General features: G+C 45.6%; 13 protein-coding genes. 5 read left to right on the top strand and 8 right to left on the bottom strand.

The window, feature by feature from the left end:
* Positions 1-81: 81 nt before the first annotated feature.
* The 6 genes from MSG35_RS02140 to MSG35_RS02115 are packed head-to-tail and all read right to left on the bottom strand — an operon-like array spanning position 82 to position 7,054.
* Entirely contained in the window at positions 82-1,761 is a 1,680-nt protein-coding gene (locus MSG35_RS02140; protein WP_248382653.1) for a BatD family protein, read from the bottom strand.
* 2 nt (positions 1,762-1,763) lie between these two features.
* Positions 1,764-3,686 (bottom strand): VWA domain-containing protein, encoded by a 1,923-nt coding sequence (locus MSG35_RS02135; RefSeq protein WP_248382652.1) that lies wholly within the window; start codon positions 3,684-3,686, stop codon positions 1,764-1,766.
* A complete protein-coding gene (locus MSG35_RS02130; RefSeq protein WP_248382651.1) occupies positions 3,679-4,686 on the bottom strand; it encodes a VWA domain-containing protein in 1,008 nt (335 codons plus the stop codon). The genes MSG35_RS02135 and MSG35_RS02130 overlap by 8 nt, the downstream gene beginning before the upstream one ends.
* Positions 4,679-5,164, bottom strand: a complete 486-nt coding sequence (locus tag MSG35_RS02125) for a DUF4381 domain-containing protein (protein WP_248382650.1) — start codon at positions 5,162-5,164, stop codon at positions 4,679-4,681. Before MSG35_RS02125 ends, MSG35_RS02130 begins: the two co-directional genes overlap by 8 nt.
* Positions 5,161-6,087 carry a DUF58 domain-containing protein gene (locus MSG35_RS02120; RefSeq protein ID WP_248382649.1) on the bottom strand — a complete coding sequence of 309 codons (927 nt, stop codon included), beginning with the start codon at positions 6,085-6,087 and terminating at the stop codon, positions 5,161-5,163. The genes MSG35_RS02125 and MSG35_RS02120 overlap by 4 nt, the downstream gene beginning before the upstream one ends.
* 10 nt (positions 6,088-6,097) lie before the next feature.
* The gene (locus MSG35_RS02115) at positions 6,098-7,054 is read right to left on the bottom strand and encodes a MoxR family ATPase (RefSeq protein WP_248336140.1); all 957 of its coding nucleotides are present in this window, start codon (positions 7,052-7,054) and stop codon (positions 6,098-6,100) included.
* Positions 7,055-7,508: 454 nt separating this feature from the next.
* Between MSG35_RS02115 and MSG35_RS02110 the strand changes: the two genes are divergently transcribed.
* A complete protein-coding gene (locus MSG35_RS02110; RefSeq protein ID WP_248382648.1) occupies positions 7,509-9,425 on the top strand; it encodes a methyl-accepting chemotaxis protein in 1,917 nt (638 codons plus the stop codon).
* A gap of 208 nt (positions 9,426-9,633) precedes the next feature.
* Positions 9,634-9,834, top strand: coding sequence for a hypothetical protein (locus MSG35_RS02105; RefSeq protein WP_010431457.1), 201 nt, complete (start codon positions 9,634-9,636; stop codon positions 9,832-9,834).
* A gap of 240 nt (positions 9,835-10,074) precedes the next feature.
* On the opposite strand, the gene malK is transcribed toward MSG35_RS02105, so the two are convergent.
* Positions 10,075-11,187, bottom strand: coding sequence for a maltose/maltodextrin ABC transporter ATP-binding protein MalK (malK, locus tag MSG35_RS02100; RefSeq protein ID WP_248382647.1), 1,113 nt, complete (start codon positions 11,185-11,187; stop codon positions 10,075-10,077).
* 665 nt (positions 11,188-11,852) lie between these two features.
* Here malK and malE point away from each other — a divergent pair.
* The 3 genes from malE (at position 11,853) to malG (ending at position 15,589) form a co-directional block, all read left to right on the top strand.
* Positions 11,853-13,037: a maltose/maltodextrin ABC transporter substrate-binding protein MalE gene (gene malE / locus MSG35_RS02095; protein ID WP_048614635.1), complete on the top strand. Its 1,185-nt coding sequence runs from the start codon at positions 11,853-11,855 to the stop codon at positions 13,035-13,037.
* Between the two features lie 78 nt (positions 13,038-13,115).
* Positions 13,116-14,687 (top strand): maltose ABC transporter permease MalF, encoded by a 1,572-nt coding sequence (malF, locus tag MSG35_RS02090; protein WP_048614637.1) that lies wholly within the window; start codon positions 13,116-13,118, stop codon positions 14,685-14,687.
* Between the two features lie 11 nt (positions 14,688-14,698).
* Positions 14,699-15,589 (top strand): maltose ABC transporter permease MalG, encoded by an 891-nt coding sequence (gene malG, locus MSG35_RS02085; RefSeq protein WP_048610621.1) that lies wholly within the window; start codon positions 14,699-14,701, stop codon positions 15,587-15,589.
* A 562-nt stretch (positions 15,590-16,151) separates the two neighbouring features.
* Here malG and MSG35_RS02080 read toward each other — a convergent pair.
* Positions 16,152-16,424 (bottom strand): hypothetical protein, encoded by a 273-nt coding sequence (locus MSG35_RS02080; RefSeq protein WP_019822928.1) that lies wholly within the window; start codon positions 16,422-16,424, stop codon positions 16,152-16,154.
* Positions 16,425-16,549: the final 125 nt, after the last annotated feature.

The following is a 16,549-nucleotide window of genomic DNA, read 5'->3' as shown; positions in this document are numbered from 1 at the left end:
CGTAAAACGAATGAAGCCGTGATGATCACAAAGTGGTCATCACGGCTTCGTTCTTTTTTGCTTGCTTAGATTGCTGGTTAACTAAAGCTTTTCCAATGTGCTCTTGCGTGCTTTGCTTGTGACTCGCTTTGGTTTTTTAACTGCTTTGACTGCCTCAGAAGGACCCCATGACTGACTTGGTGAACCAGCTTCAGCATAGAGGCTTTGATAGAGCTTCGTTAACTCAGTTTCAATCACGTCTATTGTCTCGTCACTCAAGTCTGGATTTTCTGCTTTCCATTGCTCAAACAAGGTTCTGGTCATCACGCCATCTTTCGCCTTCAGCGCTTCAATAAGCGCTTCTGCTGTATCTGATTGATGTTCAACTATGTGTGTTGGTTTTGTTGTTACCCCACGTCGTGACCAGAAATAGAAAGCCATCGCTGAGCTGATTAACCATAAAACAGCAAACAGAGCGGTGAGATAAGGCCAGATCCCAGGGCTATCCACAGTAACAACCGTCGGGCTTACTTGTTGGGCGGGCGTAGCCGTAACTGGTGGAGTGCTTGACGCTGCGCGATCACTTGCTTTTACCGCTAACTCTAGCCCCTGCGCTTTACTGGTTTGTTCTGATTGCAAATCGGTGTTAAACCAAGTTTGAGACTCATCAGGAAGCGAGATATTTCCAGACTCTTTCGGAATCAATACTTGCTTGTAAACAACGACAGCATCACCTGACTGAGTTGTGCCAAATTGTGGCTTCTCTTCATAAACACGTACCGATTTAGGGTAGGTGATATTCAGCTTTGGCAGCTGGTGTTGCGTTAAGTTGCTAGCCGTCATGGTGATGGTACGGATTAACGAATCACCCGCTTCCATTTCAATGGATGGGTTGTCGCCTTCTAAACCATTACTATTTCCCAGTTGATTACCTTGGCTATCTGACCATTGTTGAATCAGTTTGAAGTTTGATGTTGGTAACCACTCACCTTGGTAGCCTTTTGGCACCTCTTTGACGGTGACATCTAAGGTTTCAACAGGTGTATTAAGCTGGAACAGACGCGTTTTACTTGAGTTGTTAGTTGAGTAAACAACGGCTCCAGTCAGCTTCGGTCCGTTAAGCTTAAACTGTCCGGCCTTTTGTGAGGAGATACGGAAAGACTGTTGAACTACCGTCACCTCTTGTCCATTGAGAACATCTTGAAATTGCTTCGATTCACCAATAGGTTCCACATCTAAGCCCGGCGAGCTCGGTGGCGCTATTTTAGGATCTTGCAGCCTTCTTGGGTCAGCTTTGATGATGAGTTTTACATCAAGCTCAGCCACTTCTTGTGGGTACAGCGAGTTCTTGCTGAGATTAAGCTGGAACTCTGCCATGTCATGTTGAGTTGGAGCGGCTTTGTTAATTTCAACATTAATGGTGATAGGCTGAGTTTTCGCCCCTTCAATATCGAAGCTAGGAATCTGGATCTTGCCTAAACGCAGAGGAGCAAGGCTGATGTTCCATTCACTTGACACCGAACGGCTGCCATTGACGATTCGCATCGACGACCCAAAGTTTGGTGTGCCGACATAGAAATCCTGCTGGAGCGCTGTTAGATCTAGAGCATCAGAGGAGACCTTTTCATCGGTTGCGACTCTAAGAAGGAACACTTCATCTTTGGTGACACTGTTATGTGAAACACTCGCCACGGCGTTTGCAGCCAATACTGAGAAGGACGAGAAAGCTCCCAACAACAATGTTAGGAGTACGGATAAAAATGGCTTGTTTAAAAATCGCATGGTTACCACTTTTTGTTCTGGTTGTTAGGAGCACTTTTTTGTCGTGCTTGTAAAATCATTTGCGCTTTAAGCAGCTGGCTCGGATCACGGGCGCTTTCTACTTGATCAAGTTTTCGCATGTCAGGGTCGCTCGACAGAGGTTGATCTGAGGTTTGTGCTACAGCTTGCTGACCATTTTGCTCACCATCTTCTTTTGAAGCTTGTTGTGCGCTAGCACTTTGAGGTGTCGCGCCTTCTTGGTCACTCTGTTTCGGCTGATCACTCTTACTTTGTTGACTGGCTTGCTTGTCGTCTTGTTTAGACTTTTTAGAGTCAGGTTGATTTTCAGGTTGGCCTTGAGCTGCGTTTTGATCTTGGCTACCACGTTGATCTTGGTTACTGCTTTGATCTTGTGACTTGCCGTTGTCAGCAGAGTTTTGTTGTTGATTCTGAGAGCTTTGCGAAGAATCATTTTGCTGACCTTGCTGACCTTGCTGACCTTGCTGACCTTGCTGACCTTGCTGACCTTGCTGGTTTTGGTCTTTCTGGTCTTTGGATTCAGAATCGCCTTGCTGTTGCTGTTGCTGTTGCTGTTGCTGTTGCTGTTGCTGTTGCTTCTGGGCTTGTTCGACGACCTCTAAGTTCTTCTTGGCATAAGCATGCTCAGGGTTGCTTTCAAGAATACGTTGATACTCTTGTATCGCTTGGTCGTACTTACCTTGTTGGGCTTGGGCGTTAGCAAGGTTGTAGCGAGCATCTTCACCAGAAAGGTCTTGCAGCGTCTGCTCTGCGGCTTCGAAATCACCGGCTTTGTATTGAGCAATGCCTTTCCACTCTTGTTGGGTGAACTGTTCAGCAGCTTGTTGAAAGTCCTCGTCCTGATACAGCTGATAGCCTACTTGATCATCGGTTTTCCATGGGTTCGCAAACGCAGTATTTGGTTGGCTAAAAGAGATCACTCCAGCTAAGGCACACCAAATAACCCCTTTCCTGAATAATCCAAGTGCGGGAAGTAATAGCAAAGGCAGTAACCAGAAGCCGTTGTTCACTCTGGTGTTGAGTGAGTTGTTGGTCTTGGTTACTTCCGATGTTGTTGCAACGCGGTCGAGGTAGCTCGCGATGTGTTCAACATCTGAGTTATCAAATTGAACTTCAGTGAACGTGCCACCATAGCTGCGTGTAAGCTCGCGCATGTTCTTCAAGTTGGTTCTTGCCACCACGGTTTGTCCTGAGTCGCTTTGCAGCATCGACCCCGTAGGTAACGAGATTGGCGCACCGTTTTCACTCCCTACAGCTAGAATCGACAATGTCCAATCGTTGCCAGAGAGTAGCGAGTCGATCTCTTTCTTCTCTTGAGCATCAATATCGTCAGCAATCAGAACTAGATCACCTTGGTAGATATGAGCGCGAGTCATCATATCAATCGCAAGCTTAACGGCTGATGCGGCATCACCGCCTTGATAAGGCATGATATCTGGCGATAGGTTAGGGACTAGGTTCTTGATGGTATTGATGTCTGAGGTTAGTGGGCTAATGGTGTAAGCATCTCCAGCATACGCCACCATGCCTGTTAGCCCCTCCTTCCATAATGAAAGCAGATCCAGAGCCTTGTATCGCGCTTGAGTTAAGCGATTCGGCTTAATGTCGGTGGCATACATAGACATCGACATATCCATGATCACAACTCGTGCCTGCGTTTTTTCAAAGCTCGGCTGTTCGTTTTTCTCGAAGCTTGGTCCAGCTAATGCAATAACGCCGACCAGCCACCAAATACTGAAGTAAGTACTGCGATTTTTCGATGGCTTACTCGATTCAGGCGCCAAGTATCGAGCGATGTGTGACGCGAGTAATCCTTGTTTGGATTGTCTCTTGCTCAGCCACCAAATAGCGGGCAATGCTGCAAGCGCCAAGAACCAATATGGGTAGATAAAAGTAAAGTTAGACATTGTTTCTCCTAATGGCTAACAGCATAAATGCGAAGAACATTGCCGCCGACAGTGGCCACACAAACCATTCTTGTTGTGGGCGCCAGATCTTAGTAGCGTTCGTCACGGGCTCTAACTGGTTGATGGTGTCGTAAATCGTCGCTAGCTCTTTGCTGTCACGCGCACGGAAGTACTGACCGCCAGTGCGTTTGGCAATTTCCATTAGTGTGCGTTCATCCAAATCTTGAGCCGTATTGACCTTGCGCGTCATGAAGAACTCTTTGACCATCATCTCGCCGGCACCGACACCCACGGTGTAAATCGTCGCGTCGTATTTCTTTGCAATATCCGCGGCTTCTAGCGGGTCTAATACCCCGGCGGTATTACTGCCGTCGCTGAGTAGAATCATTACACGCTGGGGCGCATCGCTATCGACAAAGGTTTTGGTGGCAAGGCCAATACCATCACCAATCGCGGTTTGAGTACCGATAAGCTTTAACACCGCTTGATTGAGCTGTTGTGAAAGCGTATCTCTATCTAGCGTAAGCGGAGTCTGCAAGTAGGCGTGATCAGCAAATAACACAAGTCCGACTCGGTCACCTTTACGACGCTCAATAAAGTCACTCAATACGAGTTTCACCGCCGACAAGCGGTCGATGTATTCGCCATTGAACTGCATGTCTTCTTGGCTCATCGAGTAGGAGAGGTCGACAACCAACATCAAATCACGATGCTTAGGCTGAAACTCCACCGGTTCGCCATACCATACAGGGCGTGCGCTCGCCGTAACCAGCAGAAGCCAGATAATCACGGACAACGCCTTTGGTAAGCGACTGCTCGGTGTTTTTGTGTTGCTGTCTTCTGGCAGAAATGGAAGCCTTAAGGCATTGCTTGATTCTGACTTTGGTGAGAACAAGTAAACGAGCAACGGCAGTGGCGCGATGAAGAACATCCACCACCAAACGAACTCGATGTTTAGCAAGTCCCTGCTTAGAAACATAGGGCTTAGAAAATCACTCATAACGACCTCGCTTTGGAGGAAGGGCTTTACGAAGCCATGTTTCGCAGTCATTAACCAATTGCTGTTGAGCCTTTTTCTGGTCGTCGTTCATTAGGGCTGCATCTTGATAGAGCGCTTGCTGCCACTGGGATTGTTTTGCTACAAATAACGGCTTCGCTAATTGTACATCTAAGAACTCCAACCAATCATTACCAGACAAGCCTGCAATTTTTTTACGAGGGAAATAGCTCAGTGCTGCCTGACGAACGATGTCTTGAGCTTTGCTCGGAGACAAGCCATCTTGGGACTGACTATTACTAAAGTAAGACAGCGCTTCTTGCTTCGTCTGTTGATTGTTTTTTCTACGTTTCAGAATGAAAAACGTCAAGGCAATCAGGGTAATGGCTGTGATAATCACTACCCACCAGCCCCACGCCAAAGGCCACCAAGTTGGTGCGTCTGGCGCAATAACCGGACTTAAATCTAAGGGCTGTTTCATGACTGAGCTCCTGATATCTGGCTCATGAGTGACTGCGCACTCGACAGCGAGCTATAAGGTATCGCGAGAGACAACCCCATCTGTTGCAGCTGCTGTTTCTTAAGCGAAAAAGCATGGTTAAGCTTTTGCTTTTCTTTATTAGAAGAGAAATTAAACCATTGAGTTTTGCTACCATCGGTGACCTGTTTAGAACCTTTATAGGCGGTTTCACCCTGCTCTAGCGGATCGTAGAAATGCACCAGACGTACTCTGTTGTGCCTCCGAATTTGACTGATAAGTGAGTAGTCACTTTCTTGGTAGCGCACAAAATCGCTGAGCATAATAATATCGCTTCCTTTAGGGCAAAGCTGGTGCAGAGATTTCAGCCCATGCTCTAAGGTCGTGTCATTATGATTGTCGTGATTAGACAGTGCCGCATTATTGATTTCTATGACTTTTTGCAAAATACGCAGTGGAGCATGGTTGCTTGCACTTGGCTTAATCTCAATGACCTCCTTGCCAGTATCGATCACCGCGCCAATACGGTCTTTTTGAGCGACGGTTAACCAACAAAGTTGGCTGGCAAAGTGCGCGAGTTGAACTGATTTCAGCAACAAGGTTGAGCCAAAAATCATACTGCTTGAAAGATCTAAGAACAGAATGACAGGTTGCTCCCTTTCTTCAGAGAACAATTTTGTATGCGCCTTGCCCGTTCTCGCCGTCACACGCCAATCTATGCTGCGGATATCGTCGCCCGCCTGATATTGACGAACCTCAGAGAAATTCATCCCGCGACCTTTGCGATTGCTCTCGTGTTGACCGTTAAGCTGCGACCAAAGGCTTTTGGCTGGAGGCAACCAGCGAACAGACTGCGTTTTGTATTGCAGCAGCTCATCTAGATTTAACGTGACACCGTCACTATGGTTGGGTAGTTGATTATTCATGCGCGTATCCCTATGCGCTGCCAACCAATGAAATAAGGTGTGCGATCACTTGGTTTGCGGTGACACCTTCAGCTTGTGCGTGGTAGCTGCGCAGTAGACGGTGGCGTAACACAGGGAATGCCATCGCTTGAACATCTTGGGGTGTAACATAGTCGCGTCCTGCAAGCCAAGCGTGAGCGCGGGCACAACGGTCTAACGCAATGGTTGCACGCGGGCTGACACCCATGTCTAACCATTGATCCAATTGGTCACTGTATTGCTTAGGTTGGCGAGTCGCCATTACCAGTCTGATGATGTACTGCTCAATGGTGTCTGCCATGTGAATATTGAGCACTTCTTGGCGCGCTTCAAAGATCGTTTGTTGAGATATCTGTTGTGGCTGAGCTGATTCGTTTCCTTGAGCCTCACCACGGTTGAGTCGTAAGATCTCCAGCTCGCTTTCCATATCTGGGTATTCAACTTCTAGGTGAAGCAAGAAACGATCTAACTGAGCTTCCGGCAGCGGGTAAGTCCCTTCTTGTTCAATCGGGTTCTGTGTTGCCATAACCAAGAACAACTCAGGCAGAGCATAGGTTTTTCGACCGGCAGTGACTTGCTTTTCCGCCATCGCTTCCAGCATTGCAGCTTGAACTTTCGCCGGAGCACGGTTGATCTCATCCGCTAGAATCAATGAGTTGAAAATCGGACCTGATTGGAAAGTGAACTCTCCAGTCTCAGGACGGAAGATGTCGGTACCCGTCAAATCAGCAGGCAACAGATCGGGAGTGAATTGAATACGGTGGAAGTCGCCCTCAACACAATCAGCCAATGATTTTACTGCGCGAGTTTTTGCTAAGCCGGGAGGTCCTTCAACGAGGATATGACCATCCGCTAAAAGGGCGATCATCAGTTGCTTAACGAGCTCTTTCTGACCAATGATTTGAGACTCTAGATAGTTTTGAAGGACTTCGAAATTTGATTTGTGCATTTTGGACTCTCTGGGTATCCATTTGATTTTTATTTTGTGTATTGGTCACTGATTTCGAGGAAAAAGTTCCAGTACATTTGCGTAATTTATTTTTTCAAAATTGGAAAGATTTACAAGTGGTTAGCTAAAAACATCGTTAGGTTGTGATTATTACCATATCAATTGGTTTTTATATACAAAAGCTCGGCGGTGGGGAGTGGTTTGAGTTCGGTCAGATCTAAGGGCTGAGAGCTAAAATCGACTCTCGACAGTACGGTCTTGGCTTAGTTAATTCATGCTCAAGATGAATGTTTCTAATCGTTACATCACGCTTGCAATTTTTTGAGAGAAAAGTCTCTAGTTTTATTGGTTGTGGCCGATACATCACTCAGATTGTGCATTGCTTGTTGGCGTGTACTAAAAAGTCCTGTTCAGGGTATACCGATAACGAGCGATTCTTTTTAAAGGTCCTAATATGTTTAAAACTAACTCTCTGAGTATCAAGCAAAAAGTTGTACTTGGAATTACCTTCGCGGTTCTTGCATCGACAGTGATTGTCGGCGCGATGGCGCAACAGCAAGCAAGAGATGTACTAAGTCATCGATTGATCGATATTGAACTTCCAGGAATGCTAGAGCGAATCAATGGTGAGATTGATCGTGAAGTGTCTCAGCTATTGTTAGCGGCGGAGCAAATTGCTTCAAATGAATTCATTTCTGATGCTATCGAATCGACCGATCGCGATCCGGCATTAGAAAACAAGCTGGTTAAACAACTGAACAATGTTCGTAACCAATATCAGTTGAACGATGCCTCAGTGGCGAACCGTCAAACGGCTCACTACTGGAACCAAAATGGTTTCCTACGTCAGTTAAATCAACAGCAAGATGGTTGGTTCTTTGGCTTTACGCAATCTGGACAGCCGACCATGGTGAGCATGTTCCAAGAAGCCAATGGCGAAGTGAAGATGTTTGCTAACTATCAGCAGCCTTCTGGTTTGGCGATGTCTGGTCTATCAAAGTCGATGGATGACATGGTTAACCTGCTGAACGGTTTCAAAATTGAAAATACAGGCTTCGTATTCTTAACCGATAGCCAAGGTGACGTACAAATTCACCGTGAGCGTTCACGTAGTGATTCTTCACTTCAACAACTTTACGGTCCTCAAGCAAGCCAACTACTGAACAAGTCGGGCTTTAACCTGATTACCACTGAAAGCCAAGGCCAAGAGCTGTTCGTGGCGAGCTTGTATGTGTCGTCAATGGATTGGTTTGTTATTGGTGTAGTTCCGACGGGTGAAGTATTTGCAGAGCTAGATGCGACCGCGCAAAAGATGTTGATCATGACTGCGGTTGTGGCACTAGTGTTTATCCTAATGGGCGTAGTACTTGCGAACAGCATTACTCAACCTATTAAACTTCTGGCTAAGCGTTTCGGCGACTTAGGTGAAGGCGACGGTGACCTTGCACAGCGTATCGAAGTGAAAGGCAACGATGAAATCGCACAGCTTTCAAAGGGCTTCAACGGATTCATTGAAAAGATTCACGAGTCGATGAAAGAGGTGTGTTCGACAAGCCAAGCTCTTCAAGTGGCGGCAGAGAGTGTTTCTAACAAAGCACACATCACCCACGACAACAGCCAAGAGCAACGTGACCAAACGCTTCAAGTGGTGGCTGCAATTAACCAAATGGGTATGACCATCAGCGAGATTGCATCGAACGCGGCAACCGCAGCAGAAACGGCAACTCAAGCTTCAGGCAATACGGAAGTAGGCCGCTCTGTGGTGAACAAAGCAAAAGACGCGATCAGTCGTTTGGCGCAAGATATTGAAAGCACAGGTCAGGTAGTAGAGCAACTGGCTTCTACAACTCAAGACATCGGTTCTATTCTGGGTGTTATTCGTGATATTTCAGAGCAAACTAACTTACTCGCATTGAACGCGGCGATTGAAGCAGCCCGTGCCGGTGAGCAAGGTCGTGGTTTTGCGGTTGTAGCGGATGAAGTTCGTAACCTAGCAAGTCGTACTGCAGATTCAACGGAAGAGATTCAGAAGATGATCAACCAACTGCAAAGCGATGCTAAAGACGCGGTAACGGCAATGAGTGCGGGTAAAGTGATTACTCTTGAAGGTGTATCAGCGTCGGATGAAGCGGTGGACGTGCTGGGTGGCATTTCAGACCGTATCGTTGATATCACAGACCGTAACACTCAAGTGGCAACGGCAACGGAAGAGCAATCAACCGTAGTTCACACCATCAACCAGAACATTGAAGAGATTAACGCAATCAACGAAGTGACAACGGGCACGGCTGAGCAACTTGCTGAAGCGAGCCAAGAGCTTCGTGATCTATCGTCTCGTCTAGATAAGATGGTTGGTTCATTTAAGCTTTAATTCTTTCAAGCTGTAAGACGGCTTAGAAAGGGATATAGACGAAGAGCTGGGGTCATTTCATCGTGAATCCGGCTCTTTTTATTAGTGCGCTAATTTGCCTCTAACTGCCTTTAGCTTGATCTGGTTTCGGGCTTTGCTTTCAATCACCCTAGCATCATAGGGCGTAAATGAGTAAAATCTCGTTAGGTTTAATATTTAGGTAAGTATCATGAGCGATTTTGAAAAAGAACTAGAGCAGATGACTCAAGAGATGGGCGATGAGCCTGAGGTGAAACTGCCATCACTTGAAGAGCAAAAAGCAATTGTTGCTGAGTTCAAGCGACTAGAGGCGGAAGGCAAACTGACTCCTGAAGTGTTAGAGAAGCATTTTGGCCAGTTCAACAAACAGAATGATACGCCAATTCACTAAGTTGATTTAGACAGGTTTCATGTCTGAAAGAAGTGATATTAGCGGTTGGGTTCATAGCCTAACTAACAGATAAAGGTCTAGCGCTTGCTAGACCTTTTTTGTTGCCGCTAGCGAAAGACCGAGTGGCTGACTCATGAACTATTCAATGTAAGTGAAGCCGTCTCCAGCACATAAAAAAATCCCCCTTACTGAGTAAGAGGGATTCTATATGGGCAAGTTATATCCTAAAAGGCTAAGCGATTAGTCTGTGCCGTATTCTTTGTACAAACGACGACATGCGCGGCCATCGCTGTGGAACAGGTGACAACGGTGCGCTGGAATACCAATCGCCAACTTGTCACCTGATTCGATTGTTAACGTGTCAGGCTGGCGATAGATAACATCAGCATCGGCACTTTCAAGGTTTAGGTAAACCTGAGTTTCGTTACCTAGCTTCTCTACCATCATCACGTCTGCTTCAATCGTCGCGTCACCTGCTTCAGCAGACATCAAGTGTTCAGGGCGAATACCTAGAGACATACGATCGCCAGCATTAACCGTCGTCCCGTCAACAGGAATCCAGAAAGTCATGCCATTAGAAAGTTGTACCAATACGCGTTCTGCTTCAGCTTGTTCAATGTGTACCGACATGAAGTTCATCTTCGGTGAGCCAATAAAGCCAGCAACGAAACGGTTTTGAGGGTAGTGGTAAAGGTCAAGCGGCTTACCGACTTGAGATACATAACCACCATCCAGAACAACGATCTTATCCGCCATTGTCATAGCTTCCACTTGGTCGTGGGTAACGTAGATCATGGTACAACCCAGTTGACGCTGTAGCTTGGTGATTTGCGAACGCATTTGAACACGTAGCGCGGCATCTAGGTTTGATAGAGGCTCATCAAGTAGGAATACGTTTGGTTGAGAAACCAGAGTACGACCAATCGCAACACGTTGACGTTGACCACCAGAAAGTGCTTTTGGTTGGCGCTCTAGTAGGTGACCAAGCTGAAGGATTTCAGCGGCATGCTCAACACGCTTATCAATCTCAGTTTTATCTGCGTTCGCTAGCTTAAGACCAAAAGACATGTTGTCGTAAAGGTTAAGGTGAGGGTAAAGCGCGTAAGATTGGAATACCATACCTACACCACGCTTTGATGGCTCAACGTCGTTCATGCGTTGGTCGCCAATGTACAAATCACCAGACGTAATGTCTTCTAGACCTGCGATACAACGTAATAGCGTCGATTTACCACAACCTGATGGTCCAACGAATACTACGAATTCACCTTCGTTGATGTCTAAGGTTACATCCTTAGAAATCTGTACATCACCATATGATTTATAAACGTTTTTTAACGTGACACTCGCCATCTAGCTTGTCCTCGATCGATCAAATTTTAAGTTTTACTGCTTATCATTATAAGAAATTTTTGGGTCAGCAGTAACTGTAGGAATTGGTAAGTATTGAGTGAGTAAGAAAAAAGTGGGTGAAACTTGGCCTCTTTAACCAAGCCCACCCGTCATAGCCAAACTGATGCCCATTTCCCCCGCATCCAGCTAAACCTCCCCCGTGATTCAATCACAGATTTAGCTCGATGCTAATATAAGACACCAGCGGGCAGTGAAGCCAACTAAATGAATAATGCGTCAACGCATAACACTTGCCGGTAAAGGGTTCTTACTATCCACTCTTGGATGAATGCAGTTTCGGTGAAATGGCGTAAGGGTACATCCTCCTAATGGAAAATTAACTAGGGGGAGTAGGAGGGGAGGAGTAGATAAATGGGGTTATCCTCAATTGGCGATCCAGTTCAAATAAATCCACCACGTAACGGTGATGTGGATCACGATGAGTATACACTTTGTGACTTCGCTCTCTAATCTGACCGGATGACGATCACGAAATTAAGCCATAATAGCTAGGGCGTAGTGGCTAGGATGATGAGCTGTCATCGATTTTCTCAGATCATAACCTCCGAAAACTGGCTCGTCTTAATTGAATGCGCCCTACGTATAAATATAAAAAGGATATTGACATGAAAAACGCTCTAAGCGCTGTAGCTCTAGGCACAATAGTAGCTCTGGGTTCATTTGGTGCAAACGCTGCTATCGAAGAAGGTCAACTAACTATTTGGGTTGGTGGCGATAAAGCTTATGAAGGAATGGCTGAAGTAGGTAAACGTTTCGAAGAAGATACTGGCGTTAAAGTAACAGTAGCTTTCCCAGATAAACTAGAAGAGAAATTCTCTCAAGTAGCAGCAGCTGGCGATGGCCCAGACATGATCTTCTACGCTCACGACCGTTTTGGTGGTTTTGCAGAAGCGGGTCTTCTTGCTGATATCAAACCTTCTAAAGAGACTAAAGAAGGTATCGTAGACTTCGCATGGGACGCTGTTTCATACGAAGGTAAAACAATCGCATACCCTGTTGCTGTTGAGTCAGTTTCTCTAATTTATAACAAAGCGCTTGTTCCTAACCCACCTAAGTCTTGGGAAGAAATTCCAGCACTTAACGCTGAACTTCAAAAAGACGGCAAAAAAGCAATCATGTGGCCTCTACGTGGCGGCGCTTACTTCACATGGCCTCTACTAGCAGCTGACGGCGGTTACGCATTCAAACAAACTGCTGAAGGTTACGATATTAAAGATGCGGGCGTAGCGACTGACGGTGTTCAGAAGTCTCTAGGTTTCATCGAGAAGATGGTACAAGACAAAGTTATCTCTGCCGACATGGATTACTCAGTAGCTGAGTCTGAGTTTGTTGCAGGTAACGTTGCAATGACAATCAACGGTCCTTGGGGCTGGGCAAACATTGAGAAAGCTGGCGTAGACTACGGTGTAGCAACACTGCCTAAGTTTAACGGTAAAGCGTCTAAGCCTTTCGTTGGTGTATGGGCAGGTGGTATCAGTACTGCTTCTCCAAACCGCGACCTAGCTGTTGAGTTCATGGAAAACTACCTACTAACAGATGAAGGTATGAAGACCTTGAACGACGACAAGCCACTTGGTGCTGTTGCTCTTAACTCTTTCCAACGTCAACTAGACAGCGACACACGTATTGCAGCAACGATGGACAACGCGATGAACGGCGAAATCATGCCTAACATCCCTCAGTTCACAACGTTCTGGTACAGCATGGAAGAAGCGATCGGTAACGTAGTTGACGGTCGTCAATCTGTTGATCAAGCACTCGACGCTGCTGAAGCTCGTATGACTAAGTAATAATAAAGCATTACCTTTTAAGGAGGGGGCAACCTCTCCTTACTTTTCTATTTTTATATCTCGTTAGCAGGTTCCTCTATGCAGTCAGTTCAAGGTTCAGATGCGATCCCGGCACCATCAAGCCTTCCAGGCAGTAAAAGCGTCTTCATCAAATGGGGGTTGCTTGGTAGTGTTGGTTTAATTAACGGCTACGCTACAATTTTAATGTATTCTCGCGGTGAGCTCGCATTTGCGCTGCTTACGGTGATCTTAACGGCTTTGGCACTTTACATTTTTGGCAGTAAGAAAACTTACGCCCACCGTTACATTTACCCAGGTATTGCCGGAATGATCTTATTCATTCTTTTCCCATTGGCATACACCGTAGGGCTTGCGTTTACTAACTACAGCGCAAAAAACCAGCTTTCTTTAGAGCGTACTCAAACCGTTCTTTTAGACCGTTCATTCCAAAGCGGTGAAAGTTACCCATTTACTTTGTACAAAACAGATGACGGTCACCAGATCGTAGTGAAAGATGGCGACCAGCTGTTGGCAACTGACGTATTTTCTCTAGAAGGTATGACAGCAACAGACATGGACCTATCAGCAATCGAGTCTGCGCAAGGTGAAAAAGAGAAGATCAAAGCGATCATCCAAAACCGTTCAGCGATCAGTGGTGTTGATTTCCATCTGCCAAACGGTGATGACATCCGCATGAGTGGCTTACGTAAGTTTGCTGCCGTTGCTCCGCTTTACACCCTTCAGGACGACGGTGAAACGCTATACAACAATGAATCTGGCGAAACCTTGAAGCCAAACATGGAAGTGGGTTTCTATCAACCAGTTGATGATAAAGGTGAGTTTACGGGTAACACCATCTCTCCAGGTTTTGTTGTAGAAATCGGAACAGCTAACTTCGAACGTGTTTGGAAAGATGACGGCATTAAAGAACCGTTTATTAGCATCTTTATATGGACGGTTGTATTCTCGATTTGTACTGTCGCCTTCACACTTGCGATTGGTTTGATTCTGGCGAACGTTGTGCAATGGGAAGAGCTGAAAGGCCGCGCAGTTTACCGTGTTCTGCTGATTCTGCCTTACGCCGTACCAGCGTTTATCTCGATTCTTATCTTTAAGGGTCTATTCAACCAAAGCTTTGGTGAGATCAACATGGTGCTTGAGAGTATCTTTGGTTTAAGTCCTAACTGGTTCTCAGACCCGATTCTTGCAAAAACCATGGTGTTGATTGTTAACACATGGCTAGGTTTCCCTTACATGATGATTCTGTGTATGGGTCTACTAAAAGCGATTCCTGAAGACTTGTACGAAGCATCAGCGATTGATGGTGCGAACTTCATTGATAACTTCAAGCGCATTACGTTCCCATTGATGATTAAACCGCTTACACCGCTATTGATTGCAGCGTTTGCCTTTAACTTCAACAACTTTGTAATGATTCAACTATTGACTAACGGTGGCCCGAACATGATTGGTACTTCTGAGCCAGCGGGTTACACAGACTTGCTTGTAAGTTACACGTACCGAATCGCATTCGAAGGCGGCGGCGGTCAAGACTTCGGTCTAGCAAGTGCTATCGCAACGCTTATCTTCCTACTGGTTGGTGCACTAGCGTTACTAAACCTTCGTTTCACTAAACTGACTCAAGATTAAGGAGCACGACAATGGCTATGGTACAAGGTAAAGGCCTTAAATACCGACTATGGGCAACGCATTTTGCGCTGTGGTGCTTCTTAGCGCTCATTATTTTCCCACTGTTAATGATTATTGCTATCTCATTCCGTGAAGGTAACTTTGCAACCGGTAGCTTGATTCCAGATAACCCATCTTTGGAACACTGGAAGCTAGCATTAGGTATGTCAGTGACGAATGCTGATGGCTCGGTAACGCCACCTCCGTTTCCAGTATTGACTTGGTTATGGAACTCAATAAAAGTAGCCGGTATTACCTCTATTTTAATTGTGGCACTGTCTACAACATCGGCTTACGCATTTGCTCGTATGCGCTTCAAAGGTAAAGAAACTATCCTGAAAGCGATGATGATTTTCCAAATGTTCCCAGCAGTACTGGCTCTAGTAGCAATCTACGCGCTGTTTGACAAACTTGGTCAATACATTCCGTTCTTAGGCTTGAATACGCACGGTGGTCTAATCTTCTCTTACCTAGGTGGTATTGCACTGCACGTATGGACGATTAAGGGTTACTTTGAAACGATTGATAACTCTCTGGAAGAGGCTGCAGCCCTTGATGGTGCAACACCTTGGCAAGCATTCAGACTGGTTCTACTACCACTGTCCGTGCCAATCCTAGCGGTTGTGTTTATTCTATCTTTCATTGGTGTTGTTGGTGAGGTGCCAGTTGCTTCAATCCTACTATCGGATGTGAACTCTTACACACTAGCGGTAGGTATGCAGCAGTACCTCTACCCTCAGAACTACCTATGGGGTGACTTTGCGGCAGCTGCTGTACTATCAGCACTTCCGATTACTATCGTGTTCTTACTTGCTCAACGTTGGTTAGTTGGCGGTTTGACGGCAGGTGGTGTAAAAGGATAAGCTGTACTCTATAAGAAAGAAAAAGAGCGACCGTTAGGTCGCTCTATATTGGCATTTTTATTACATCATTTGGTTTGGCCGCCGATCAGTAATAAAAATAACCCTCAGGTTACGCATAGCTGGCTACTAATCAGGTTCCTTACGCTATTAATGATTAGTGGTTTTTGTAACTCTAACCCAGGTATTTACTTGGGTTTTTTTATGCCTGCTACTTTTTATTTTTTTGTCTTAGCGTTATTCGTCAACTATCGCGCTCATATCTACTTTAAAACCCAAAGTTTCGAGTTACTTCTCTCCTAAATACCGACCACTTCATTTTGGTTACTTGTAGAAATGAACGAGTCTCACAAATCAGACACTCAGTATAAGTGGCCGTTGTACTATTGATATGTTGCTAATATTCCAATGCGTGATACTTCAATGATTTGTATGCAACAAAACCTGAAATTGCACTGAAAATGTATGGGTAAGCGAGAGACAGTTACAGAATATTTAAGTGATATTCATGAGGGTTATGGAGGTGGGCTTACTTATGCATCTGGTTTTTGGTGGGACTTAGAAGTCAGAACTCTTTGCTCGAGGGAGCACAGCCTAAGTGTTGCAATAGCACATAGATGCTTTCTTGATCGAGTGCCACGCGACGAAATAGATCGGCAAATGTCGGATCTCCACCGAAACACGTTTGGATATAGTGGTTGATTTCATTGCTGTCGTAGCCTTCGACGTACAAAGTTCTAACCCATTGGTACTCAACAGCCTTTAAATTGTTCAGTGTAGACTCGCTAAGAGTGGGGCGTATGACGCTCAAGAGTGGCTCCAAGAAATTCAAATGCATCTATTATGATTGGCGGTATTTAATCAGAGCAAAATGACGACTTTATTACAGTCAAAATAAATCAGTGAACAAGTGCCGATTCATTTCAACCTTTGGCTGGGTATCACGCTCTTGTCGTCTGTATT

The sequence above is a fragment of the Vibrio sp. 1CM23M genome, from assembly GCF_023161755.1.
Classification (GTDB): Bacteria; Pseudomonadota; Gammaproteobacteria; order Enterobacterales; family Vibrionaceae; genus Vibrio; species Vibrio coralliirubri.
This window is presented reverse-complemented; position numbering and strand designations above follow the sequence as displayed.

Coding starts and splice junctions, on each gene's coding strand:
- MSG35_RS02140 (WP_248382653.1), bottom strand. CDS start 1,761: ATGCGATTTTTAAACAAGCCATTTTTATCCGTACTCCTAACATTGTTG.
- MSG35_RS02135 (WP_248382652.1), bottom strand. CDS start 3,686: ATGTCTAACTTTACTTTTATCTACCCATATTGGTTCTTGGCGCTTGCA.
- malF (WP_048614637.1), top strand. CDS start 13,116: ATGCAGTCAGTTCAAGGTTCAGATGCGATCCCGGCACCATCAAGCCTT.
- MSG35_RS02130 (WP_248382651.1), bottom strand. CDS start 4,686: ATGAGTGATTTTCTAAGCCCTATGTTTCTAAGCAGGGACTTGCTAAAC.
- malG (WP_048610621.1), top strand. CDS start 14,699: ATGGCTATGGTACAAGGTAAAGGCCTTAAATACCGACTATGGGCAACG.
- MSG35_RS02125 (WP_248382650.1), bottom strand. CDS start 5,164: ATGAAACAGCCCTTAGATTTAAGTCCGGTTATTGCGCCAGACGCACCA.
- MSG35_RS02105 (WP_010431457.1), top strand. CDS start 9,634: ATGAGCGATTTTGAAAAAGAACTAGAGCAGATGACTCAAGAGATGGGC.
- MSG35_RS02080 (WP_019822928.1), bottom strand. CDS start 16,424: ATGCATTTGAATTTCTTGGAGCCACTCTTGAGCGTCATACGCCCCACT.
- MSG35_RS02115 (WP_248336140.1), bottom strand. CDS start 7,054: ATGCACAAATCAAATTTCGAAGTCCTTCAAAACTATCTAGAGTCTCAA.
- malK (WP_248382647.1), bottom strand. CDS start 11,187: ATGGCGAGTGTCACGTTAAAAAACGTTTATAAATCATATGGTGATGTA.
- malE (WP_048614635.1), top strand. CDS start 11,853: ATGAAAAACGCTCTAAGCGCTGTAGCTCTAGGCACAATAGTAGCTCTG.
- MSG35_RS02120 (WP_248382649.1), bottom strand. CDS start 6,087: ATGAATAATCAACTACCCAACCATAGTGACGGTGTCACGTTAAATCTA.
- MSG35_RS02110 (WP_248382648.1), top strand. CDS start 7,509: ATGTTTAAAACTAACTCTCTGAGTATCAAGCAAAAAGTTGTACTTGGA.